This is a genomic window from Acidovorax sp. GW835-FHT14G06 (assembly GCF_058793595.1).
Genome location: NZ_JBXAGA010000006.1, coordinates 170,405 through 191,759, shown reverse-complemented (window position 1 = coordinate 191,759; position 21,355 = coordinate 170,405). Strand labels below are relative to the sequence as shown.

Here is a 21,355-nt window from a genome sequence, read left to right as displayed (position 1 = left end):
CCACAGAGAATCAGCAACACATGGCCAAAATCGTCGTCGTGACCTCCGGCAAGGGTGGCGTGGGCAAGACCACCACCAGCGCCAGCTTTGCCACCGGCCTCGCCCTGCGCGGCCACAAGACCGCCGTGATCGACTTTGACGTCGGCTTGCGCAACTTGGACCTCATCATGGGCTGCGAACGCCGCGTGGTGTATGACCTGATCAACGTGATCCACGGCGAGGCCAACCTGAACCAGGCGCTCATCAAGGACAAGCAGTGCGACAACCTGTTCGTGCTGGCCGCCAGCCAGACGCGTGACAAGGACGCGCTCACGCAAGACGGCGTCGAAAAGGTGCTCAAGGATCTGGCCGAGATGGGTTTCGAGTACATCGTCTGCGACTCGCCCGCCGGCATCGAGAGCGGCGCGCTCATGGCCATGCACTTTGCCGACGAGGCGCTGCTGGTGACCAACCCCGAAGTCTCCAGCGTGCGCGACTCCGACCGCATCCTGGGCATGCTGGGCAGCAAGACCAAGCGCGCCATCGAAGGCGGCGAGCCCATCAAGGAGCACCTGCTCATCACCCGCTACAACCCCAGCCGTGTGCAGGACGGCCAGATGCTGAGCCTGGAAGACATCCAGGACATCCTGCGCATCAAGCTGATCGGCGTGATCCCCGAGTCGGAAGTGGTGCTGCAGTCGTCCAACCAGGGCACCCCAGCCATCCATGCCCAGGGCACCGATGTGAGCGAGGCGTACAAGGACGTGATCGACCGCTTCCTGGGCGCTACCGACAAGCCGCTGCGTTTCATTGATGCGGAAAAGCCAGGCTTCTTCAAACGCCTGTTCGGGAGCAAATAAGCCATGGCTTCTTTCCTGTCCTTCCTGCTCGGCGAGAAGAAAAAAACCGCCAGCGTTGCCAAGGAGCGGCTGCAGATCATCCTGGCGCACGAGCGCAATGGGCGCAATGCGTCCGAGCCCGACTACCTGCCCGCGCTGCAGCGCGAGCTGGTGGCAGTGATCTCCAAGTACGTCAAGATCAACCCCGACGACCTCAAGGTGCACCTGGAACGCCAGGACAACCTGGAAGTGCTGGAAGTCAAGATCGAGCTGCCCGATACCGTGCGATAGGCCGCCACTGCCGCCGGGCCACGCACTCCCATCGTGCCCCGGCATCGCCCCAGACCCTGCCCCGCAACCCTGCGCGGCAGGGTTTCTTTTTGGGCCGGCTCCGTCTGATTTGGCCTGACAATTGCTAATCGTACTAGGGTAATCCCTGATATTTCGGCAATAAGGCTCCTGTGGACACAACCTGGAAACTCAGCTGGCAGCGCGCACGCAACCATGAAGGCGTCACGCGCGGCGCGCGTGCCCTGGTGGCCTTGGCCGCCGTGCTGGCTTATGGCTGGTGGGCCGACTGGCAGGCCGAGCTGATGCCGGTGCTGCTGGGGGTGATCGCCAGCGCGCTCACCGAAACCGATGACAGCTGGCGCGGACGCATGCGGGCGCAGTGCCTGGCACTGGCGTGTTTTGGCCTCATGGCCGGTGCAGTCTGGGCGGCGGTGTCCTGGCCCTGGGTGCTGATGGGCGTGATGGCGCTGCTGGCCTTCGGCATCACCATGCTGGGGGCACTGAGCGAGCGCTACCGCGCCATTGCCTTTGGCTCGCTCATCCTGTTCATCTATGCGGGGCTGGCCGCCCACAGCAGCCGTGCGGGCGCGGGTGACGCCATCCCCCGCATGCTGGCGGGTGCGGCCTGGTACGGGGTGGTGTCGGTGCTGTGGCATGCCGTGCTGCCGCGTGCGCCGGTGCGTTACCGCCTCGCCAAGCTCTACGCCATGCTGGGCGAATACCTGCGCCTGAAGGCGCTGTTGCTGGAGCCGGTGCGGGATGTGGACCTGGAGCGCCGCCGCATGGCGCTGGCACTGCATAACGGCCGCGTGGTGGACGCCCTCAACGCCACCAAGGAGAGCCTGATCAGCCGCATGGGTGCCGGCGCGCCCCCGCTGTGGCTGCAAACGGCCCTGCACCAGTACCTGGCGGCGCAGGATGTGCACGAGCGCGTGAGTTCGTCCCACGAGCATTACGACCTGCTGGCCCAGTCGTTCTTTCACAGCGACGTGCTGTACCGCTGCCAGCGCGTGCTCACGCTGCTGGGCGAACAGGCGCTCAAGCTGTCGGTGGCGATCGAGGCGCAGTCCGTGCCCCAGCATTGGGGCGTGACGGCCCGCGCCATCGAGGACATGCAGGCCGCTGTGGCGCACCTGGAGTCCCAGGCGCAGTCCTGCGGTGTCGTGTCCGCACCCGCTGAGGCCCGGGCGTTGCGGTCGCTGCATGCGCTGGGCGACAACCTGACGGCGCTGGCCGGTGTGTTTGCCAGTGCGCTGGCGCTGCCAGCCGGCAACGCCGAAGTGGCGGTGGACCACGCACTGTTTGACCGGGAGCCCCGCAGCCTGCGCGATGCCTGGACACGTCTGCGATCACACTGGCAGCTGCAGTCTCCCTGGCTGCGCCACAGCCTGCGGCTGAGCCTGTCCCTCATGACGGGTTTTGCCCTCATGCAGGCCACGGCCGACCCGCATGGATACTGGATCTTGCTGACCATCGTGTTCGTGAGCCAGCCGCAGTACGCGGCCACGCAGACGCGGCTGATGGAGCGCGCCAAGGGCACCGCCATGGGGCTTGCGCTGGGGTGGGCGGTGATCCAGCTGTTTCCGGGCGAGCTGGTGCAGGCGGCCTTGCTGGTGCTAGGGGGCGCGGTGTTTTTTGGGGCGCGGCACACCCGCTATACCCTGGCTACGGCGGCGGTCACCACCTTGTTGCTGCTCAGCTTTCACCAGATGGGCGCGGCCAGCGGCGTGATCTCCGCGCGCCTGCTCGATACCGTGGTGGGCTGCCTGATCGCGGCCGTGGCCTCGTGGCTGGTGCTGCCGTCGTGGCAGTCGCGCCACTGGCCCCGGCTGGCGGCCCAGGTGCTGCAGACCCAGGCGTTGTACCTGCGGGAGATCCTGGCGCAGTACCAGGGGGGCAAATGCGATCACCTGGCCTACCGCCTGGCCCGGCGCAATGCCCACAACGCCGATGCCGCGCTGTCCAATTCGTACAGTGCCATGCTCAAGGAGCCCTTGCATGTGCGTGGCAACGCTGAGGTGGTGGGAAATTTCCTGTGCCTGTCGCACACCCAGCTCAACTACCTGTCGGCCCTGGGTGCCCAGCGAGGTGGTGCGGCCGCCCAGCCCATGGACGAGGCCACACGCGAGCTGGCGCAAAGCCTGCTGGCATCCCTGCAGCAGCTGGCGCTGGAGCTGGAACGCGCGCAGCAGTCAGGCCGGGTGCGCAAGGCCCACAGCGCTCCAGCGGTGGCCCAGGTGCTGCGCGAGTGGGGCACGGTACCGGCAGCGCCCAGCGCGCACAGCCTTATGGCGGCGCAGCTGCAGCTGGTGGGCAAGGTGTTCCCGCAGCTGCAGGCGCAGGCGCGTCAGCTGGTGACTACGGAATAGGGGAAGCGCGCAGTGCCCGGGGGCTGTCGCAGCGGTTCAACGCGCGTGCTTGGCGAACTTGCCCGCAAAAGCCTGTGCAATGCTGAGCCCGCGTTGCCCTGCGACCAGTGTGGCGGTCTGCCCGGCGGCAATCGTGCCGGGCCGGTCCACCGCCAGGTAGTAGCCGCAGCAACCCGCTACTGCCATGGCGCGGCCAGCCTGGGCAAAACCCATCACGGCATTGAACTTGAAGCAGGGTTCGCGCGGTGCCGTGACGCGCAGCACGCAGTCTGGGAAATGCCACTCGTCGCCCACAAACACTTCGTGTTCCAGCGGGCCGTCGATGGTGAGGTTCTCGCCCATGAAGCCTGGTGGCAGCGCCTCGTCGAAAAGGCTCACGCCCCGGTCGCGGCGCTGCGCTTGCCAGAACGCATAGTGGGCGGCGGGGTAGGCATACACCGCCTTGGCCAGGCCGCCATGCACGCTCAGGTCGGCCTGCTCGTCGCCCGCCAGCCCCAGCGGGCCCACGGCCACGGGGCCGGTGGAGGATGTTTTGCCGATGGCGGTGAGCACGGACCGTTCGCCCACCTTCAGCCGCCGGGCGGAGCCGACGTTCACGTGGCGTACGACGATGACGGGCGCCGTCACAGCGGGTGCTCGGTGTAGAACTTGCCGCCGTGGTACAGCAGGGGCGACGCGCCCTCGCGGTGCTCGCAGCGCTCCACCTCGCCCACAAAGATGGTGTGGTCACCCTCCTTGTACTGGCTGCGGTTGAAGCACTCGAACGTGGCGGCGGCACCGGCCAGCAGCGGCGCACCGCTGATACCGGGGCGGTGCTCCAGGCCGGCCCAGCGGTCAATACCGCGGGTGGCGAACCGTTCGGCCAGGTCTTTCTGGTCCGCTGCCAGCACATGGATGGCGTAGTGCGAGCCGTTGGCAAAGGCCGGCATGGTGCTGGCGCCGTGCGACAGGCTCCACAGCACCAGCGGGGGCTCCAGTGACACCGAATTGAACGAGCTGGCCGTAAGCCCCACCAGTTCGCCCGCGGCATTGCGGGCGGTGACGATGGTCACGCCCGTGGCGAACATGCCCAGCGCATTGCGGAATTCGCGGGTCGAAAAGCTCGGCGGCAGGGCGAGGGCGGGGCGGGGGAGCGAAGGGTTCACAAAAGCGGCGCCAGCGGTGGCGGCGTGGGGGCAAGCGACAGGACCTATTATCAGGCGCCACCCTCCGCCGCGCTGTTGCGGGGTTTACATCTGCTTTTCACCGCATGGCTGCACTGTTCCCGACCTTCACCACCCTGGGCTCTGGCCCCACCGTGCTCATGCTGCACGATGCCGATGGCGACCACCTCACCTTTGCGCCCCAGGTGGAGACCTTGGCAATGGCCGGCTACCGTGCCGTGGCCTGGGATATGCCCGGATATGGCCGCAGCGCACCGGTGGAGCCCTACACCTTCAAGGCGCTGGCGCAAAGCTGCCTGGCGCTGATCGATGCGCTGCGCTGCGGCCCCGTCACCCTGGTGGGTCATGGCATGGGCGCCATGGTGGCGCTGGAAGCCGCCGTGCGTGATGCCTCGCGGGTACGCCGTATGGTGCTGTGCGCGGGCGGCCCGGCGCTGGACGCCCAGGCCGTGCAAGACTGGGTGGCACCGCGCGAGCAGGCCCTCAAGGCCCTGGACGCGGGCGGCAGCATGGAGCAACTTGCCCAGACCCTGGTGCCACAGTGCATCGGCACCGGGGCCCTGCCCGAAGGCGTGCGGTTGGCGGGCCACGCGCTGGGCCAGGTGTTTCCGGGCGCTTATCGCCGTGCGCTGGAGGCCCTGCCCACGTTTGACCGGGACGCCGCCGCGCTCGCGCACCTGGCCATGCCCGTGTTGCTGGTGGGGGGCGAGCAGGACCGCTGCACACCACCTGCGGCCTTGCAGGCCCTGGCCCAGGTGCTGCCGGATGCGCAGACGGTGCTGCTGCCTCATGTGGGGCATTGGCCCCAGCTGGAAGACCCCGAGGGGTTTGACGCTGCGCTGCTCGATTTTCTGGCCCAGCGGCGCACGCTGCACTGACCCTTTTGATCTTGGCTCGCCCGGCCGCCGCGCCCGGGCATGAACGCTGCCTTCTCCATGTTGTTTGCCCTCAAGAAAATTCTGTCTGCGCTGCTGTTGCCGCCGGTATCCAGCATCGTGCTGGGGCTGTTTGGCCTGTGGTTGGCGCGCTACCACCGCCGCACCGGCAACACGCTGGTGGTGCTGTCGCTGCTGTCGGTGCTGGTACTGTCTTGGCCGCCGGTGTCGGACGCTCTGGTGCGCAGCCTGGAGCGCTACCCCGCGGTCACGCCGCGCCAGTTGCCCGAGGCGAAGGTGCAGGCCATCGTGGTGCTGGGTGGCGGCGCCGACACCGTGGCGCCCGAATACGGGGTGGACGTGCTCAGCCGGGGCGCGCGCGAGCGGGTTCGCTATGCCGCCTACCTGCAGCAGCAGACCGGCCTGCCCATCCTGGCCACGGGGGGCTCCACGGGCGGCACACGGGCCGAGGCCCTGGTGATGAAGGACGTGGTGGAGCGGGAGTTCAAGGGCCGCGTGCGCTGGACCGAAGTGGAATCCCTCGACACCCGCAACAACGCCGAAAAATCGGCTGTCCTGCTCAAGGCCTCGGGCATCGAGCGCATTGCGCTCGTCACCCACGGCTGGCACATGGTTCGGGCGGCGAAGGACTTTGAACACGCCGGGCTGCAGGTGCTGCCTGCGCCCATGGGCTTCAAAGGGGGGCCGTCACGCAAGCTCTATCGCGTGCTGCCCCGCGCCTCGGCCCTGTCCGACAGCAGCCTGGCGCTGCACGAGTGGCTCGGCATAGTGGCCCAGCGTGCTTCGCTGGACCGCTGAGAGCTCGTTGACGATCCTCTGCGGATCGTCCACAGGCTCTGAGATCAGCCTGCAGCGGGTGTGACCAGGAAGCGGCTGGCTGCCTCCACCGCCTGCGCATCGGCCTGCACGGCGCCCGGGGGGCCGCCCTTGCCCCACAGTGCGCCGCCCCACGTCATGGACAGGAACTGCGCGCACAGCGCCACCGAATCGATCATGGGCTGGGCCTTGGTGCGGTCGCCGCTGGTGGTGATGAGCGACAGCGTCTTGCGGCCCATGGCGTCCTTGAAGTCCAGGCCTGGCACACGCATCCAGGCGCTCCAGTGGTCAAGGTACGTCTTGAGCGGCGAGGGAATGCTGTACCAGTACACCGGCGCCACCCAAACGATGTGGCTGGCCGCCAGCGTGGCGTCCAGCAGGGTTTTCATGTCCCCCTCGGGCGGTGCGTAGGTGCCGGTGGTGTGGCGCTGGTCCACAAAGGGCGGCAACTGCATGCGTGCGAGGTGGTGCCACGTTTGCTCCGTGCCCGCAGGCAGGGCCGCTGCGGCCTGCCGCGCCAGCCATTCGGTGTTGCCGAGGTGGCCGGGTTCGCGGGTGGAGGTGGTGAGGAAGAGGTAGTGGGGCGCAGACATGGCCGGCATCGTAGCGGCACCGGCCCGTGTCTGCAGGCGCTGGGTGGGCGCCGTCCCTCAGGCCGGGACCACACCGCGCGGCGCGCGCACGGCTTCGGCACCCAGAAAACCAAAGTTCATCGCAGGCTGCTCGCCGCTGATCAGTTCGGCCAGGGCCTTGCCCGAGCCTGCACCGTGTGTCCAGCCCAGCGTGCCGTGGCCCGCGTTGACCCAGAGCTTGCCCACGCGGGTGCGGCCGATGAACGGGATGTTGGTGGGCGTGGCGGGGCGCAGGCCGGTCCAGTACTGCGGGTTGCCGCCTTCCTCGGGCGTGCGGGTGTCGCACACACCGGGCAGGATGGCCTCGATGCGGCGCGAGAGCATGTGGCAGCGCGCGCGGGCCAGGGAGCTGTCGAGTGTCAGGTCCCAGCCGTTGAGCTCGATGGTGCCCGCCACGCGCAGGTGGTTGCCCAGGCGGCTCATGGCGATCTTCTTGCCGTCGTCGATGGTGGAGACCATGGGCGCGCCCTCGGGCCTGAGCAGCGGGAAGGTCGCGCTGTAGCCCTTGCCCGGGTAGATGGGCAGGTCCACGCCCACGCTGCGCAGCAGCGGTGCGCTGTACGAGCCACAGGCCACCACAATGGCGTCCGCCTTCAATATGAAGTCTTTTTTGCCGCTTGCGCTAGTGGAATTTGGCATGACAGCTACAGAATCAATAGCATTGCCAATCTTGTTCAGCCGCAGCACATCGTGGCCGTACAGGAACTGCACGCCGCGTGCCGCACAGCGGCGGGCCAGTTCCTGCGTGAACACACGCGCATCGCCGCTCTCGTCAGTGTTGGTGTAGGTGCCGCCGGTGATCTTGTCGCCGTAGGCCTTGAAGGCCGGTTCGATCTGCAGCAGCTCGTCGCGGCTCACCAGACGGCGCTGCACACCGTGCTTGCGCATCAGCTCCACCGCATGGCCTGCGGCGTCAAACGATTTCTGGTCGGTGTAGAAGTGGGCAATGCCGCGTTCGAGCCGGTTGTATTCGATGCCGGTGGTTTTCACCAGGTCCTTCAGTGCGGCATGGCTGTAGGCGCCCAGCGCCACAATCTGCTGCACATTGCGCTCGAAGGCCGCATCGTTGCACTGCGCCAGGAACTGCAGGCCCCAGCGCCATTGCTGCCAGTCCATCTGCGGGCGAAACAGCAGCGGCGCTTCCTTGTCGAACATCCACTTGAGCGCCTTGAGCGGCGCCTCGCGGTTGGCCCAGGGCTCGCAGTAGCTCACCGAGATCTGCGCCGCGTTGGCAAAACTGGTTTCGAGTGCTGCATCGGGCTGGCGGTCGATCACGATGACTTCGTGACCGCGTTCCAGCAGGTGCCACGCTGTGCTGATGCCGATGATGCCGGCGCCGAGAACAATGGTTTTCATATGCGTAATGCCTTGTGAGCCTTTGCGTGCCACACGCCCCAGTGCGGGACACGATGGGGCGCAGTGTGCGCGACATTGCATTCAACTAAAAGCAAAATTAAACTTACTCCAAAAACATCAGCGCACCTAATAAATAGCGCTGCGGAGACAACCTTCTTTTGTTCGAGTCCGAGACCATGAGCACCTACGATCCCGCCGCCCTGGAATGCCTTGCCGCCATCGTTGAAGAGGGCGGCTTTGAGCGCGCTGCGCAGCGCCTGAACGTCACGCAGTCGGCCGTCTCGCAGCGCCTGCGTGCGCTGGAGGCGCAGGTGGGTTCGGTGCTCATCGTGCGCAGCCGCCCGCTGCGGCCCACGTCGGCCGGGCAGCTGCTGCTCAAGCACACCAAGCAGATGCGCCTGCTGCGCGCCGACCTGGAGCGCGACCTGCAGGAGCTGGCGCCCAGTGCGCCAGGGGGCTCGCGCGAGGACGAGCGCATTTCGATCGCCATCAACGCCGACAGCATCGCCACCTGGGCCATGGGCGCGCTGCACGATCTGGTGCGCCAGCGCCTGCCGCTCGAAATCATCGTAGACGACCAGGACTTCACCCAGGAATGGCTGCGCTCGGGCCAGGTGCTGGGCTGCGTGACCACGCTCAAGCAGGCATTGCGTGGCTGCAAGATGGTGCCGCTGGGTGCCATGCCTTATGTGGCGGTAGCGTCGGCCAGTTACGCGCAGCAGTACCTGCCGCAAGGGCTCACGCCGCACAACTTTCGCGAGGTGTCGTTTTTGTCGTTCAACCGCAAAGACGACATGGCGGCGGAGTTTGTCGCGCGTGCGTTCGGGCTCAAGCGCGTGGCGCTCAACCATCTGTTTGTGCCAGGCTCCGAGGCACAGATGCGTGCGGTGGCGGCGGGCTGGGCCGTTGGGGTGATGCCCGAGCTGATGGCGCGGCAGGCGCTGGCTGACGGCAGCATGGTGGACTTGGCCCCCGGGCGTTCGCTCCCGATCCAGCTCTACTGGCATTGCTGGAACCTGGAGTCCGAGCTGCTGGATGCGTTGTCGGCAGCGTTGACGGGCGCGGCCGCCCAGGCCCTGGTGTCCTGACACGGGCTCCTGTTTCCCGGCGGCGGGGTGCAAGGCACGGTTTGTGCTGGCAAAAACGTGAACGACGTAGTTGCATTGCAACTTAGTCATTTATTTTTTTACCGTAATGTATAAAATGGACTCCATGCAAACGCCGCAACCCAAAGTCTCATTCAAGGAGCAGATGCACCAGGCCCGCGAGGATGCCATCCTCCAGTCCGCCTGCCGCCTGCTGGGTGAAAAGGCCTTCGACGCCATGACCATGGACGACGTGGCCAACGCCGTGGGTATTGCCAAGGCCAGCCTGTACAAGCATTTCTGCAGCAAGGAAGAGCTGTGCAGCGCCGCGATGGTGCAGATCCTCGGGCGCGTCCAGGCCTATCTGGCGGGCTTGCCGGCCGACATGCCTCCGCTGGAGAAGCTGCATGCGCTGGTGCGTTGGTCGCTGGAGCGCCTGCTGACCAACGAGATGCCCCTGCTGCCCAGCCGCAATTCCACGCTGCGTGCCGTGCTGATGGCCAACAAAGACTACCTGAACGGACTGGTGGCCGTGAGCGACCAGATCGGCGAATGGATCACCCAGGCCCAGGCCCAGGGCGTGATCAGCCCCACGCTGCCACCTCTGGTGGTGCTGTACACCCTGTATGCGCGTGCCTGCGACCCGGTGGTGAGTTTCCTCAAGGAAGGCGGCCAGTATTCAGACGCCGAAATCGTGGACTTGGTGGTGCGCACCTGTTTTGACGGCCTGGCGGCGCGTTGAGCCTGGTGGCCCGATAAGCCGCACCCATAAAAAAGCCCGGCATGCCGGGCTTTTTGCTGTGTGGGTGCTGCGCCGGTAGCCGGGCAGCACCTGCGGTCCTGTCACTTGGGCAAGATCACCTTATCCACCACGTGGATCACGCCATTCTTGGTGAACACGTCGGCCGCCACGATCTTGCTGGTGCGCATGTTCTGGTCGGTGATCACGAGGCTGGAGTTGATGGTGAACGTTTGGCCCTGCACGGTGGTGATGGCGGTATTGACGGGCACTTCGGCCTTGAGCACGCGCGCGGGCACCACGTGGTAGGTCAGCACCTGGGTCAGCAGGGCCTTGTTGGCCAGCAGCGCTTCCTTGGTGACACCCAGCTCGGTCAACAGGGCTGCAAAAGCCGCGTTGGTGGGCGCAAACACGGTGAATGGGCCTGCGCCCTGCAGCGTGCTTACCAGGCCAGCAGCCACGACGGCCTCCACGAGGATGCTGAAGTCAGGCAGGGCAGACGCTGTGGCAACGATGTCTTTGTCGGCGGGCAACAGTACCTTGTCCACCAGATGCACCACGCCATTGCTGGCCTGGATGTCGGTGCTGGTGATGGTGCTCACGCGGTTTCGGCCATCGGTGATTTTGAGGCCGTTGTTCGATTCGATCTTGAAGAAGCCACCCGACACCGGGGTGATCGCCTTGCCCAGCGGCACGTCGGCCCGCATCACCTTGCTGCCCAGTACGTGGTAGGTCAGCACAGCGGTCAGCAGGGGCTTGTTGGCCAGCAGCGCTTCCTTGGTCACGCCCAGTTCGGTCAGCAATGCAGCAAACGCTGCGTTGGTGGGCGCGAACACGGTGAGCGTACCCGTGCTCAGCGTAGGCGCGAGGCCAGCGGCGACCACAGCCTCGACCAGGATGCTCAGCTCCGGGGTGTTTTGTGCGAGCTCAACGATGTTGCGCTGGGGCTCGTCGTCGCTGCCCCCGCAGGCTTGCAGCAGGGTGGTGCTGGCGCCCAGGGCGGCTGCCATCAGGACGGTACGGCGATTGAATATGGTGTTCATGGCGGCTTCTCCTCGTGAATGGATGGTGGATGAAAAGAGCTGTGGTGCGGTGCGCTTACTTGGGCATCAGCACGGTGTCGATCGCATGGATCACGCCGTTGCTGGCGGCCACATCGGTTGCTATCACCTTGGACTGGTCCACCATCACGCCCATGCTGGTGGACACGGTGATCTCTTGGCCCTGCACGGTCTTGACCTTGCCGGCCTTCACGTCCTTGGCCATGACCTTGCCGGGCACCACGTGGTATGTCAGCACCTTGGTGAGTGCTACCTTGTCGGCCAGCAGGCCATCCAGCGTGGCCTTGGGGATCTTGGCGAAGGCTTCGTCAGTGGGCGCAAACACCGTGAACGGGCCGGGGCCCTTGAGGGTGTCCACCAGACCGGCAGCCTGCACGGCGGCCACCAGGGTCTTGAAGTTGCCCGCCTTCACGGCGGTGTCAACGATGTCTTGCGCCATGGCGCTGAAGGTGGCGCCAGCGGTCAGAGCGAGTGCAATCAGGGTCTTCTTCATGGGTCGTTCCTCTCGGTTTCGATGGAATTGACACGCCAAGATGGGCGTGGCGCGAATGTATAACCATTTGGTACGAAAGTAAACCGTTTGGTTATTCAATAACTGATTGGTCGTAACGAAATGAAAAAAAGCCCTGCAAGGCAGGGCTTTTTGGTGGGTGTTGCGCAGTTGTGCGCCGTGGACCCGTGCGTTCAGCGAACGATCAGCAGCGGCACCTTGCTGTGGGCGAGCACCTGGGTGGTCACCGAGCCCATCACCAGCGTAGCGATGGCGCCGTGACCGTGCGAGCCCATGACCAGCAGGTCGAACTTGCCGGTGTCTGCCACCTTGGCAATGGTCTCGCCCACCGCGCCCACCTTGACGCTGCGCTTGGCATCCACGCCGTGGCGACCCAGGAATTTGCACACGGGGGCGAGGATTTTTTCGGCTTCTTCGGCGTGGTAGTTGTCCACCACTTCCTTGCCCAGCGCAGCGCGCGCGCGCGGGGGCAGAGGGGCCTGCACCGTCAGCACGGTGTAGGTGTGGGTGCCGCCCAGCAGCTCTTCGTGGGTGGCCAGATAGGCCAGCATCTTCTTGGTGTAAGCGCTGCCATCGACAGCAAGCAGGATGTTCATGGTGTTCTCCGAAAAGGGATGAGGCAGACTACTCTGCGCTGGCGCCTGTTGTCTTGACCTGGGTCATGTTGTTTTGTCCGGCGCGTGGCGAATTCGTACGAACTGCATAGCCATCATACGGTGACCACGCAGCGCGGCTGAAAAGCCACCTGCTCTCCCTTGCGCGCATAACCCAGCGGGTTGGCCACCACCCGGCACTGCCAGGCGGATCCGTCGCTGCGCTTGCCCTGGGCGGTGTAGTCGCTGGGCGCATGCAGGTGGCCATGCAGCCACAGCGGGGTGTACATCAGCAGGTCATCCAGCGCATTGCAAAACCCCGCTGTGCCTGGCACCAAGCCATAGCGGGGATCAGCGCTGCGCAGGCTGGGTGCAAAGTGGGTCACGACCACGGTGGTGCCGTCAAAAGGCTGCTGCAACACATCGCGCAGCCATTGCTGGCAGGCCAGCGCCTGCTCGCGCATGGGTTCGGCCAGAAATGGCTCTGCATCGCGCGTGCCGCCTGTCTTGCGCAGGTAAAAATTGGCCGCGCGAAAAGCCTTGTCGCGCAGCTTGAGCCTGCGCGTGAGGTCGGTGGCGCCCTCATGGTCGGCCAGTGCATCAAAGTCGCTCCAGAGCGTGGTGCCCACAAAACGCGTGCCCTGCAGCACCAGGGTTTCACGCTCCAGCCACGCAATGCCCAGGCGGTCGCAGGTCTGGCGCAGCCGCACATGAGCGGCATCGAAGTCCTGGGCGTCGTACTCGTGGTTGCCCGGCACAAACAGCACGGGTGTCGGCCAGGCAGCATGTTGGGGCAGGGGCGAAAACCGGGCCAGGCCGAAGTCGTCGTCGCCCAGTTGCGAGCCTTGCTGGTAGGAGCCAACGTCCCCCGCCAGCACCAGCACGTCGGCGCCAGGGGCGGGTTCAGGCACAAAGTGCGGGTGCGCCTCCAGATGGAGGTCGGACAAAAGCTGGATGTTCATCAGTCGTGCAGTCTACGGCGTACCGTGCAGATCCTGCCCCGGGAAGGTGCGTCGCGCCGAGCGCGCCAGAGCTTGCAGCAGCCAGGTCATCGCGGCCTGCTGCGGGCCACGCCGGCGCCACAGGGCGTCCACGTGCACAGCGGGTACGTCCAGCGGCAGTGCCCTTTGCACCAGGGCGTCGGCAATGCCGGTCACCGGGACAAAGTGGCGCGGCAGCACGGTCAGCAGGTCCGAGCCCGACACCACCCGCCCGGCCGTGAAGAATTGGTTGACCGTGATCACCACCTTGCGTTCGCGGCCCAGCGACGCCAGGGCTTCGTCGATGAAGCCGAAAGGGCGCCCCGAAAAACTCACCAGCATGTGCCGCGCTGCGCAGTAGGTGTCCAGCGTCAGGGGGGCGTCGGCCAAAGGGTGGCCCTGGCGCATCACGCACACGTACTCGCCGTCGTACAGCCGGCGGCTTTCAAAGGCCACCACGCCGCCCGATTGCGCCCGCGCCGTGAGGTCGGCCAGCGCAGCGGGAAAGTAGCCCACGGCCATGTCGGCCGCCTCTTCTTCCAGCAGGCGCCGGGGGTCGCGCGTAGTGAGAGGCAGCACGCGGATGGAGATGCCGGGGGCTTCTCGTTCGATGATCTCCACCAGGGCGGGCACCAGCGTCGCCGCCGTGGCATCGGCCATGGCCAGTACAAAGGTGGACTCGGCCGTTGCCGGATCAAAGTGCCCTGGCGCCAGGGACTCCTGCAAATGGGCCAGGGCCTCGCGCACGGGCGGCCACAGTGCCAGTGCACGCGGCGTCGGCTCCACGCCCTGGCCACTGCGCACCACCAGTTCGTCGCCCACTACGTCGCGCAGTCGCCGCATGGCGTTGCTGACGGCCGGCTGGGTGATGGACAGCTTGTGTGCCGCCCGGGTAAGGCTGCGCTCGGCCATCACCTCGTCAAAGACGCGCAGCAGGTTCAGGTCCAGGGAGCGGAAGTTCAAGGGAGTCATGGTGACCCAAGAGCATATTCATCACTGGCATGAATATCAATGATTCAAAATATAAACTTGAACATGCAAAGGGTAAACCCTAATATCACCACATCGCCCGGCAATCTCGCCACAAGCGTTAGAAAAGGGAAACCGAAATGACCGCCTTTGCACACGTTGAGTACCCCACCGAACACCCCGGCGTTGTCCGCGCCGAAAACGCAGCCGCCGCCCTGAAGAGCGCTGCCGCCCACTTTGACGGCGCGCGTGGCGCAGCCTCCTTGCTGCTGGCCGCCGTGGTCTCCGCGCTGCTGGTGGTGGCCAACCAGGTCATCGACACCTGGACCGAAGGCCACCTGCTGGCTGCCTGGATGGTGCTGTGGCTCGTGGCCTTTGCGGCCCTGGCCCTGTTGACCAGCCCCGCCCGCCGCGCCGGTGTTGCGCTGCGCGGTACTGCGCTGGCATGGGCTGAAAGCCGCCGCCGCGCTGCCGAAGATCAGCGCACCTGGCAAGTCGCCTTGAAGGATCCCCGGATCATGGCTGAACTGAACCATGCCATGGGCATCCCCACGGTGAACAGCATTCGCAAGTACTACTGAAGCATCCGCGCAGCGCACGCTGCGCAGCTAAGCCGATTCGAAGCCGTGGCAAATGCCACGGCTTTTTTTATGCCCCGTTGTGTCCCGTTCGGTGGTGTTCTTGCAGTGCCCCCAGGAGCAAAAAAAAGCCGCCCCGCAAGAGCGGGACGGCTTTGAATGGTCAGCTTCCTTGATTGAACGCTGCAGTGTCAGGCGGCCAAACGCTTTTCCAGCTGCGCTTTGGTATCGAGCAGCGCCTTTGGCAGGTGGTAAGCCAGCTGTTCGAAGTGCGCATCGTGCAGCTTGAACTCTTCGGCCCAGGCCGCCTTGTCGATGCTGGTCACGGCGTCAAACTTCTGGGCGCTGAAGTCCAGGCCCGCCCAGTTGATCTCGGCGTACTGCGGGGCCACACCGAACATGGTTTCCTGGCCTGGGGCCTGGCCTTCGATGCGGTCAATCATCCACTTGAGCACGCGCATGTTGTCGCCATAACCGGGCCAGACGAACTTGCCGGCTTCGTCCTTGCGGAACCAGTTCACGCAGAACACCTTGGGCAGCGCCTTGCCGGTGGCGGCAATCTTGCCTTCCATGTTCAGCCAGTGCTGGAAGTAGTCGCTCATGTTGTAGCCACAGAACGGCAGCATGGCGAACGGATCGCGGCGCACCACGCCTTGCGCGCCAAAGGCGGCGGCGGTGGTTTCGGAGCCCATGGTCGCAGCCATGTACACGCCTTCGGTCCAGGTGCGGGCTTCCGTCACCAATGGCACCGTGGTCGAGCGGCGGCCGCCGAAGATGAAGGCGTCAATGGCCACGCCACTGGCGTCGTCCCACTGGGCGTCCAGTGCGGGGTTGTTGGTGGCGGCCACGGTAAAGCGCGAGTTGGGGTGGGCAGCCTTGGCGCCGGTTTCCTTGGCGATCTGGGGCGTCCAGTCCTTGCCTTGCCAGTCGATCAGGTGATCGGGCAGCTTGCCGGTGTCCTTTTCCATGCCTTCCCACCACACGTCGCCGTCGTCCGTCAGGGCCACGTTGGTGAAGATCACGTCCTTGTCCAGGCTGCGCATGCAGTTGGGGTTGGTGTGCATGTTGGTGCCGGGGGCCACACCAAAGTAGCCGGCTTCGGGGTTGATGGCGTACATCTTGCCGTCGGCATGGGGCTTGATCCAGGCGATGTCGTCACCGATGGTGGTGACTTTCCAGCCGGCAAAACCGGCTTCGGGCGGCACCAGCATCGAGAAGTTGGTCTTGCCACAGGCGCTGGGGAAGGCCGCTGCCACGTGGTACTTCTTGCCTTGGGGGTTGGTCACGCCCAGAATGAGCATGTGTTCGGCCAGCCAGCCTTGGTCGCGGCCCATGGTGGAGGCGATGCGCAGTGCCAGGCACTTCTTGCCCAGCAGCGCATTGCCGCCATAGCCCGAGCCGTACGACCAGATCTCGCGCGTTTCTGGGTAGTGGACGATGTACTTGACCTTGGGGTTGCAGGGCCAGCTCGTCGTGTCCTTTTCGCCTTCGGCCAGGGGGGCACCCACGGTGTGCATGCAGGGCACAAATTCGCCTTCCACGCCCAGCACGTCGTACACGGCCTTGCCCATGCGGGTCATCAGGCGCTGGTTCACGGCCACGTAGGCGCTGTCGGTCAGTTCTACGCCGATGTGGGCGATGTGGCTGCCCAGCGGGCCCATGCTGAAGGGCACCACGTACATGGTGCGGCCCTTCATGCAGCCGTCAAACAGCGGCTGCAGCGTGGCGCGCATTTCGGCGGGAGCCATCCAGTTGTTGGTGGGGCCGGCGTCTTCCTTGGCGGCCGAGCAGATGTAGGTGCGGTCTTCCACACGGGCCACGTCCGACGGGTCGGACCAGGCCAGAAAGCTGCCAGGGCGCTTGGCGGGGTTGAGCTTCTTGAAGGTGCCAGCGTCGACCAGCTGCTGGCACAGGCGGTCGTACTCTTCCGTGGAGCCATCGCACCAGTAGATGCTGTCGGGTTTGCACAGGGCGGCCATGTCGGCCACCCAGGCGAGCAGCCGGGCGTTTTTGACGTAAGCGGGGGCGTTGAGATTCAGGCCCTGCATCGTGGGTGCGTTCATCGGGGAGCTTCCTAAGTTGAAAAAACGTTTTTTCAAAGGAAGCGGACCCGGCGGGTCACGGCGAGGCCTGGCGCAGTTGCGGTGCTGAGCGCTGCCTTTGAAAAAACGGCTTTCGTGCTCAGTCGGCGGGCGGGAGCGTGTGTCAGCCCCACGGGTGGAGGCTAGTTCCACGGATTCCGCGGGTCGGCTGGGATGTCAATTTTATGAATCTGCCGCCGGTTTGTCTGTCAGACAGGGGTCAAAACCATGCAAAAAAAACATGAGGTTATGCATGACTTTGTCCACTCCGTTCCATCAAAGGCTGGCCGAATTGCCCTTCCACCGCTCGTAGCCGCTCCTGCGCAGCGCGCACGCCGGGCAGGTGCCACAGCCATAGCCCCAGGCGTGCAGCGTGTCGCGCACGCCGTGGTAGCAGGTGTGCGAGTCGTTCACGATCAGATCGACCAACGCCTGCCCACCCAGGGTTCGGGCCAGTTCCCAGGTCTCGGCCTTGTCCAGCCACATGAGTGGGGTGTCGAAGGTGAAACGCTGCCCCATGCCCAGCGACACCGCCACCTGCAGCGCCTTGAGCGTGTCGTCACGGCAGTCGGGGTAGCCCGAAAAATCGGTCTCGCACATGCCGCCCACCAGGGTGTGCAGGCCACGCCGGTAACCGACGGCAGCAGCCAGCTGGAAGAACAGCAGGTTGCGCCCGGGCACAAACGTGTTGGGCAGGCCGGCGGCGGTCATCTGGATCTCGGTGTCGCTGGTCAGCGCCGTGTCGCTGATGTGGCCCAGCACTGACAGGTCGAGCATGTGGTCATCCCCCAGCTTGGCCGCCCAGTGCGGGAACTGTGCACGCAGCGATGACAGCACCGTCTGCCGCGCCTGCAGCTCGATGTGGTGGCGCTGGCCGTAGTCAAACCCGATGGTTTCGACATGGGCAAAGTGTTCCAGCGCCCAGGCCAAGCAGGTGGTGGAGTCCTGGCCTCCAGAAAAAAGGACGAGTGCATGTCCGGGTCTCATGGGGGTTCTCCAGGTCAGACGGGGATAGGGGTGGTGCGGGACGAAAAAAAGCCCCGCTCTGCGGGGCTGGTGCGATGGCCGCCGAAGCGGTCAGGCCATCATCACGGCGATGAACGCCAGCAGGAACATCATGATGCCGCCCACCACTGGCAGCACCACGGGCATCACGGAAACGACGTTTTCCACGGGGTCGTTGGATGGCGTGGCGGGGGTGTGCGAGGTGTTGTGGTCAGACATGGTGGGCTCCAGATGCTTAAAACTTGCGCAATTCTAGCTGCGACTGTCCCTTCAGGGCGCAAAACCCTGCTGTCCCTCAGATCAGATCGGCCTGCATGCCCGCCGTGCGCAACTGCGTCAGCACCTCATCCACATGGGTCTTGCCGCGGGTTTGCAGCACCAGTTCGATCTCCACGTTCTGCGCGGCCAGCATGGTGAAGGCGCGCTGGTGGTGCACTTCCTCGATGTTGGCGCCCGCGTCGGCCACGGTGGCGGTGATGCGCGCAAGCACGCCGGGCACATCGCGTGCGCTGACCTTGATGCGCGCCAGGCGCCCCGAGCGCACCATGCCGCGCTCGATGATGGCCGCCAGCAGCAGCGGGTCGATGTTGCCGCCACACAGCACCAGCCCCACGCGCTTGCCCTTGAAGCGCTCGGGGTAGCGCACCAGTGCCGCCAGGCCTGCGGCGCCTGCGCCTTCGACCAGGGTCTTTTCGATCTCCAGCAGCATCAGCACGGCCTGTTCGATGTCGCCTTCGTCCACCAGCACCAGATCGTCGACCAGGCGCTTGACGATCTCCTGCGTGATCTTGCCCGGCGTGCCCACCGCAATGCCCTCGGCAATGGTGGAGGTGCCCTGCGGGTGGTGCGTGCCCTTCACCGCATTCACCATGGCCGGGAAGCGCATGGTCTGCACACCGATGACCTCGATGCCAGGCTTGATCGCCTTGGCCGCCGTGGCCACGCCCGAGATCAGACCGCCGCCGCCCACCGCGATCACCAACGTGTCCAGGTCGGGCACGGCCTGCAGCATCTCCAGGCCCAGCGTGCCCTGGCCGGCGGCCACGCCTTCGTCGTCATACGGGTGCACAAAGGTCAACCCCTGCGCATCGGCCAGTGCATAGGCGTGGGCGCGGGCTTCCTCCAGCGTGTCGCCATGCAGTACCACGTCGGCGCCAAAACCGCGCGTGCGCTCCACCTTCACGCCGGGCGTGAAGCGCGGCATCACGATCACGGCGCGCAGGCCCAGGCGCTGCGCGTGGTACGCCACGCCCTGCGCGTGGTTGCCGGCGCTCATGGCCACCACACCCCTTGCGCGCTCCTCGTCCGTCAGCAGCGTGAGCCGGTTGCAGGCGCCCCGTTCCTTGAAGGAGGCGGTGAACTGCAGGTTCTCGAACTTGAGGAACACCTGCGCGCCCACGATTTGCGAAAGCGTCTTGGATTCCACACAGGGAGTGTCCAGCACCTGGCCTTGCAGGCGGGTGGCGGCGTCGCGGATATCTTGGAGGGTCAGCATGGGCCGATTGTGGCGCAACGCGGGCCGGTGGAGCACCGTAGCGGGTGCCGGGCAAGAAAATGAATGAAAAGTGCCGCAAGCGCTAGAAATTCATGGGCTGATTGCTATCAATTTTGATTGCCTATTTGAGGCCCAGCCTGCGCGCCAGTTTGTGCAGGTTGCTCGCGTCCACCTCCAGCGCACGCGCGGCCTGGGCCCAGTTGCCATGGTGGCGGGCGAGGGCCTGCGTGATGGTGTGCCGCTGGCAGGCATCTACGGCGTCGCGCAGCGGGCCCTCGGCGGTGGCGGGGGTGGGCGAAGTGGTGGCCACTGCGGGAGTGCCGGCGTCCAGAGGGTTATGGGCCACGCTGGCGGCGTCGGCATCCAGGTCGAGCAGCGCAGACTCCAGCGTCACGATGTCGGCCCGGTTCACGCCGCGGCTCAGGGCCTTGAGGGCGGCGCGGCTGACCACATGCTCCAGCTCGCGGATGTTGCCCGGCCAAGGGTAGCGGCGCAGTGCGTCCTGTGCGCTGGCAGACAAGCGCAGGCTGCGCAGGCCCAGGCGCGCACGGTTCAGCTCGAGAAACCGGCCCGCGAGCAGCAGCACATCGTTGCCGCGTTCGCGCAGCGGCGGGATAGGCACGGGGTACACCGACAGCCGGTGGTACAGGTCGGCGCGGAATGCACCGTCGCGCACCTGCTCGCGCAGATTGCGGTTGGTGGCGGCGATCACGCGCACATCCACGCGGCGCGGGCGGTCGGCGCCCAGGCGCTGGATCTCGCCGTTCTGCAGCGTTCGCAGCAGCTTGGCTTGCACGGCCAGCGGCAGCTCGCCCACCTCATCAAGGAACAGCGTGCCGCCATCGGCCGCCTCGAAGCGTCCGGGCCGGTCGGCTACCGCACCGGAGAACGCACCGCGCACGTGGCCAAAGAGTTCGCTCTCGGCCAGCGACTCGGGCAGCGCCGCGCAGTTCACGTGCACCAGCGGTTTGGTTCGGCGCGTGGATTGGCGGTGCAGCAGGCGTGCAAACAGCTCCTTGCCCACACCGGTTTCGCCCAGCAACAGCACCGGCAGGTCCGAGCCCGCCACCACCGTGAGCTCGTGCAGCAGACGCAGCAAGGGTTCGCTCTGGCCAACGATCTCCATGTCGCCATCGCCCGCGCGGGTGGTGCGCTCGTCGTCGGCGCTGCGGGTGTGGGGGGCGCTGCGCAGCGCCTGCACCTCTCGCTCCAGCCGCGAGATGCGCACGGCCGCCTCCACCAGCACCTTGCAGTCGGCCAGCGCGGCACGTGCGGCCGCGCCAAAGGTGCCGGTCTGCAGTGCGTCGAGCGTCAGCACACCCCAGGGCTGGCCGTCCACCCACAGGCTCACGCCCATGCAGTCGTGCACGGGCAGGGGCTCGCCCACCAGGGTGTCGAGCAGGCCGTCGTAGGGGTCGGGCAGGGTGCTGTCGTGGTCGAAGCAGGTCACCTCGCGCCGTGCCAGGATGGCCGCGAGCCGGGGGTGCTGGCCGACCGCAAAACGCCGGCCCAGCGCCTCGCGCACCAGGCCCTCCACGGCCACGGGGCGCAGGTGGTCTTCTTCCAGCTGCAGCAGGGCCACGGCGCCGCATTGAAAGCGCGTGCGCAGGTGGTCGGCCAGCCGCTGCAGGCGCACGGCCTGGGGCAGGTCGGTGGCCAGGTCGGCCAGCAGGGGGCTATCGTCCATGGTGATATTTACCTTTAATGGGTGAATTAAACCCCATTAAGGGATGGTCAAAAAAACCATGACTGGTGTAAGTGGTTGATTTGATAGGCCTGCGACCCTGGCCCGGCGCTTGCGATGTGGGCAGTGACACCGATTCACTCGTTCAGAAAAGTCATGACCACAAAACCCCGACCCCATGCCGTCAGCGCACGCTGGCGCCGCCCTTTCGTTGTTGTTCTCTTGAAGCAGGA

General features: G+C 65.8%; 22 protein-coding genes. 8 read left to right on the top strand and 14 right to left on the bottom strand.

Going from position 1 to position 21,355, the window contains the following annotated elements:
- The first annotated feature begins 20 nt into the window (after nucleotides 1-20).
- From minD to yccS, 3 genes are all read left to right on the top strand, one after another.
- Complete coding sequence (minD, locus tag AC1Q64_RS12450; protein ID WP_055397265.1) at nucleotides 21-839, top strand: septum site-determining protein MinD; 819 nt, start codon at nucleotides 21-23, stop codon at nucleotides 837-839.
- Nucleotides 840-842: 3 nt separating this feature from the next.
- Nucleotides 843-1,109 carry a cell division topological specificity factor MinE gene (gene minE / locus AC1Q64_RS12445; RefSeq protein ID WP_015011987.1) on the top strand — a complete coding sequence of 89 codons (267 nt, stop codon included), beginning with the start codon at nucleotides 843-845 and terminating at the stop codon, nucleotides 1,107-1,109.
- A 170-nt stretch (nucleotides 1,110-1,279) separates the two neighbouring features.
- Nucleotides 1,280-3,478 (top strand): YccS family putative transporter, encoded by a 2,199-nt coding sequence (yccS, locus tag AC1Q64_RS12440; RefSeq protein WP_492251527.1) that lies wholly within the window; start codon nucleotides 1,280-1,282, stop codon nucleotides 3,476-3,478.
- Nucleotides 3,479-3,514: 36 nt separating this feature from the next.
- Here the strand turns inward: yccS and AC1Q64_RS12435 are convergent, their stop codons facing one another.
- Both AC1Q64_RS12435 and AC1Q64_RS12430 read right to left on the bottom strand, forming a co-directional pair.
- The gene (locus tag AC1Q64_RS12435) at nucleotides 3,515-4,105 is read right to left on the bottom strand and encodes an MOSC domain-containing protein (protein ID WP_291433245.1); all 591 of its coding nucleotides are present in this window, start codon (nucleotides 4,103-4,105) and stop codon (nucleotides 3,515-3,517) included.
- Nucleotides 4,102-4,623, bottom strand: coding sequence for a flavin reductase family protein (locus AC1Q64_RS12430; protein WP_015011990.1), 522 nt, complete (start codon nucleotides 4,621-4,623; stop codon nucleotides 4,102-4,104). The genes AC1Q64_RS12435 and AC1Q64_RS12430 overlap by 4 nt, the downstream gene beginning before the upstream one ends.
- Nucleotides 4,624-4,727: 104 nt before the next feature.
- Here AC1Q64_RS12430 and AC1Q64_RS12425 point away from each other — a divergent pair, with 104 nt between their 5' ends.
- Entirely contained in the window at nucleotides 4,728-5,519 is a 792-nt protein-coding gene (locus AC1Q64_RS12425; protein WP_291433246.1) for an alpha/beta fold hydrolase, read from the top strand.
- A 39-nt stretch (nucleotides 5,520-5,558) separates the two neighbouring features.
- The gene (locus AC1Q64_RS12420; RefSeq protein ID WP_492251526.1) at nucleotides 5,559-6,335 is read left to right on the top strand and encodes a YdcF family protein; all 777 of its coding nucleotides are present in this window, start codon (nucleotides 5,559-5,561) and stop codon (nucleotides 6,333-6,335) included.
- A 44-nt stretch (nucleotides 6,336-6,379) separates the two neighbouring features.
- Here AC1Q64_RS12420 and AC1Q64_RS12415 read toward each other — a convergent pair whose 3' ends face one another.
- Nucleotides 6,380-6,955, bottom strand: a complete 576-nt coding sequence (locus AC1Q64_RS12415; RefSeq protein ID WP_108497655.1) for a flavodoxin family protein — start codon at nucleotides 6,953-6,955, stop codon at nucleotides 6,380-6,382.
- 48 nt (nucleotides 6,956-7,003) lie between these two features.
- Entirely contained in the window at nucleotides 7,004-8,341 is a 1,338-nt protein-coding gene (locus AC1Q64_RS12410) for a D-amino acid dehydrogenase (RefSeq protein ID WP_291433252.1), read from the bottom strand.
- Nucleotides 8,342-8,517: 176 nt separating this feature from the next.
- On the opposite strand from AC1Q64_RS12410, the gene AC1Q64_RS12405 reads away from it, so the two are divergent.
- Together AC1Q64_RS12405 and AC1Q64_RS12400 are read left to right on the top strand one after the other, a co-directional pair.
- Nucleotides 8,518-9,429, top strand: a complete 912-nt coding sequence (locus AC1Q64_RS12405; protein ID WP_291433254.1) for a LysR family transcriptional regulator ArgP — start codon at nucleotides 8,518-8,520, stop codon at nucleotides 9,427-9,429.
- A 115-nt stretch (nucleotides 9,430-9,544) separates the two neighbouring features.
- Entirely contained in the window at nucleotides 9,545-10,168 is a 624-nt protein-coding gene (locus tag AC1Q64_RS12400; RefSeq protein ID WP_291433255.1) for a TetR/AcrR family transcriptional regulator, read from the top strand.
- A 101-nt stretch (nucleotides 10,169-10,269) separates the two neighbouring features.
- On the opposite strand, the gene AC1Q64_RS12395 is transcribed toward AC1Q64_RS12400, so the two are convergent.
- From AC1Q64_RS12395 to AC1Q64_RS12375, 5 genes are all read right to left on the bottom strand, one after another.
- Complete coding sequence (locus AC1Q64_RS12395; protein ID WP_492251525.1) at nucleotides 10,270-11,208, bottom strand: fasciclin domain-containing protein; 939 nt, start codon at nucleotides 11,206-11,208, stop codon at nucleotides 10,270-10,272.
- A 55-nt stretch (nucleotides 11,209-11,263) separates the two neighbouring features.
- On the bottom strand, nucleotides 11,264-11,719 hold the full coding sequence (locus AC1Q64_RS12390; RefSeq protein ID WP_291433257.1) for a fasciclin domain-containing protein: 456 nt from the start codon (nucleotides 11,717-11,719) through the stop codon (nucleotides 11,264-11,266).
- Between the two features lie 191 nt (nucleotides 11,720-11,910).
- Nucleotides 11,911-12,333, bottom strand: coding sequence for a universal stress protein (locus tag AC1Q64_RS12385; RefSeq protein WP_015011999.1), 423 nt, complete (start codon nucleotides 12,331-12,333; stop codon nucleotides 11,911-11,913).
- Between the two features lie 113 nt (nucleotides 12,334-12,446).
- The gene (locus AC1Q64_RS12380) at nucleotides 12,447-13,292 is read right to left on the bottom strand and encodes a metallophosphoesterase (RefSeq protein WP_291433260.1); all 846 of its coding nucleotides are present in this window, start codon (nucleotides 13,290-13,292) and stop codon (nucleotides 12,447-12,449) included.
- 12 nt (nucleotides 13,293-13,304) lie between these two features.
- Nucleotides 13,305-14,282 carry a LysR family transcriptional regulator gene (locus AC1Q64_RS12375; RefSeq protein ID WP_015012001.1) on the bottom strand — a complete coding sequence of 326 codons (978 nt, stop codon included), beginning with the start codon at nucleotides 14,280-14,282 and terminating at the stop codon, nucleotides 13,305-13,307.
- A gap of 137 nt (nucleotides 14,283-14,419) precedes the next feature.
- Between AC1Q64_RS12375 and AC1Q64_RS12370 the strand changes: the two genes are divergently transcribed.
- The gene (locus AC1Q64_RS12370) at nucleotides 14,420-14,860 is read left to right on the top strand and encodes a hypothetical protein (RefSeq protein ID WP_056057089.1); all 441 of its coding nucleotides are present in this window, start codon (nucleotides 14,420-14,422) and stop codon (nucleotides 14,858-14,860) included.
- Between the two features lie 188 nt (nucleotides 14,861-15,048).
- Here the strand turns inward: AC1Q64_RS12370 and AC1Q64_RS12365 are convergent, their stop codons facing one another.
- The 5 genes from AC1Q64_RS12365 to norR all read right to left on the bottom strand — a co-directional run bounded on the left by AC1Q64_RS12365 (nucleotide 15,049) and on the right by norR (nucleotide 21,125).
- Nucleotides 15,049-16,920 carry a phosphoenolpyruvate carboxykinase (GTP) gene (locus AC1Q64_RS12365; RefSeq protein ID WP_492251524.1) on the bottom strand — a complete coding sequence of 624 codons (1,872 nt, stop codon included), beginning with the start codon at nucleotides 16,918-16,920 and terminating at the stop codon, nucleotides 15,049-15,051.
- 294 nt (nucleotides 16,921-17,214) lie between these two features.
- Nucleotides 17,215-17,925, bottom strand: a complete 711-nt coding sequence (gene queC / locus AC1Q64_RS12360; RefSeq protein ID WP_291433267.1) for a 7-cyano-7-deazaguanine synthase QueC — start codon at nucleotides 17,923-17,925, stop codon at nucleotides 17,215-17,217.
- Between the two features lie 90 nt (nucleotides 17,926-18,015).
- The gene (locus tag AC1Q64_RS12355; RefSeq protein WP_492251523.1) at nucleotides 18,016-18,162 is read right to left on the bottom strand and encodes a hypothetical protein; all 147 of its coding nucleotides are present in this window, start codon (nucleotides 18,160-18,162) and stop codon (nucleotides 18,016-18,018) included.
- A 76-nt stretch (nucleotides 18,163-18,238) separates the two neighbouring features.
- A complete protein-coding gene (locus AC1Q64_RS12350) occupies nucleotides 18,239-19,438 on the bottom strand; it encodes a threonine ammonia-lyase (RefSeq protein ID WP_291433271.1) in 1,200 nt (399 codons plus the stop codon).
- Between the two features lie 121 nt (nucleotides 19,439-19,559).
- Nucleotides 19,560-21,125 carry a nitric oxide reductase transcriptional regulator NorR gene (gene norR, locus AC1Q64_RS12345; protein ID WP_492251522.1) on the bottom strand — a complete coding sequence of 522 codons (1,566 nt, stop codon included), beginning with the start codon at nucleotides 21,123-21,125 and terminating at the stop codon, nucleotides 19,560-19,562.
- Nucleotides 21,126-21,355: the final 230 nt, after the last annotated feature.

What these genes read in the sequence shown, in the direction of transcription:
- minE (WP_015011987.1), top strand. Translation starts at nt 843, where the DNA reads ATGGCTTCTTTCCTGTCCTTCCTGCTCGGCGAGAAGAAAAAAACCGCC.
- queC (WP_291433267.1), bottom strand. Translation starts at nt 17,925, where the DNA reads ATGAGACCCGGACATGCACTCGTCCTTTTTTCTGGAGGCCAGGACTCC.
- AC1Q64_RS12395 (WP_492251525.1), bottom strand. Translation starts at nt 11,208, where the DNA reads ATGAACACCATATTCAATCGCCGTACCGTCCTGATGGCAGCCGCCCTG.
- AC1Q64_RS12365 (WP_492251524.1), bottom strand. Translation starts at nt 16,920, where the DNA reads ATGAACGCACCCACGATGCAGGGCCTGAATCTCAACGCCCCCGCTTAC.
- AC1Q64_RS12410 (WP_291433252.1), bottom strand. Translation starts at nt 8,341, where the DNA reads ATGAAAACCATTGTTCTCGGCGCCGGCATCATCGGCATCAGCACAGCG.
- AC1Q64_RS12355 (WP_492251523.1), bottom strand. Translation starts at nt 18,162, where the DNA reads ATGTCTGACCACAACACCTCGCACACCCCCGCCACGCCATCCAACGAC.
- norR (WP_492251522.1), bottom strand. Translation starts at nt 21,125, where the DNA reads ATGGACGATAGCCCCCTGCTGGCCGACCTGGCCACCGACCTGCCCCAG.
- AC1Q64_RS12370 (WP_056057089.1), top strand. Translation starts at nt 14,420, where the DNA reads ATGACCGCCTTTGCACACGTTGAGTACCCCACCGAACACCCCGGCGTT.
- minD (WP_055397265.1), top strand. Translation starts at nt 21, where the DNA reads ATGGCCAAAATCGTCGTCGTGACCTCCGGCAAGGGTGGCGTGGGCAAG.
- AC1Q64_RS12405 (WP_291433254.1), top strand. Translation starts at nt 8,518, where the DNA reads ATGAGCACCTACGATCCCGCCGCCCTGGAATGCCTTGCCGCCATCGTT.
- AC1Q64_RS12375 (WP_015012001.1), bottom strand. Translation starts at nt 14,282, where the DNA reads ATGACTCCCTTGAACTTCCGCTCCCTGGACCTGAACCTGCTGCGCGTC.
- AC1Q64_RS12350 (WP_291433271.1), bottom strand. Translation starts at nt 19,438, where the DNA reads ATGCTGACCCTCCAAGATATCCGCGACGCCGCCACCCGCCTGCAAGGC.
- AC1Q64_RS12420 (WP_492251526.1), top strand. Translation starts at nt 5,559, where the DNA reads ATGAACGCTGCCTTCTCCATGTTGTTTGCCCTCAAGAAAATTCTGTCT.
- AC1Q64_RS12385 (WP_015011999.1), bottom strand. Translation starts at nt 12,333, where the DNA reads ATGAACATCCTGCTTGCTGTCGATGGCAGCGCTTACACCAAGAAGATG.
- AC1Q64_RS12425 (WP_291433246.1), top strand. Translation starts at nt 4,728, where the DNA reads ATGGCTGCACTGTTCCCGACCTTCACCACCCTGGGCTCTGGCCCCACC.
- AC1Q64_RS12415 (WP_108497655.1), bottom strand. Translation starts at nt 6,955, where the DNA reads ATGCCGGCCATGTCTGCGCCCCACTACCTCTTCCTCACCACCTCCACC.
- AC1Q64_RS12380 (WP_291433260.1), bottom strand. Translation starts at nt 13,292, where the DNA reads ATGAACATCCAGCTTTTGTCCGACCTCCATCTGGAGGCGCACCCGCAC.
- AC1Q64_RS12400 (WP_291433255.1), top strand. Translation starts at nt 9,545, where the DNA reads ATGGACTCCATGCAAACGCCGCAACCCAAAGTCTCATTCAAGGAGCAG.
- AC1Q64_RS12390 (WP_291433257.1), bottom strand. Translation starts at nt 11,719, where the DNA reads ATGAAGAAGACCCTGATTGCACTCGCTCTGACCGCTGGCGCCACCTTC.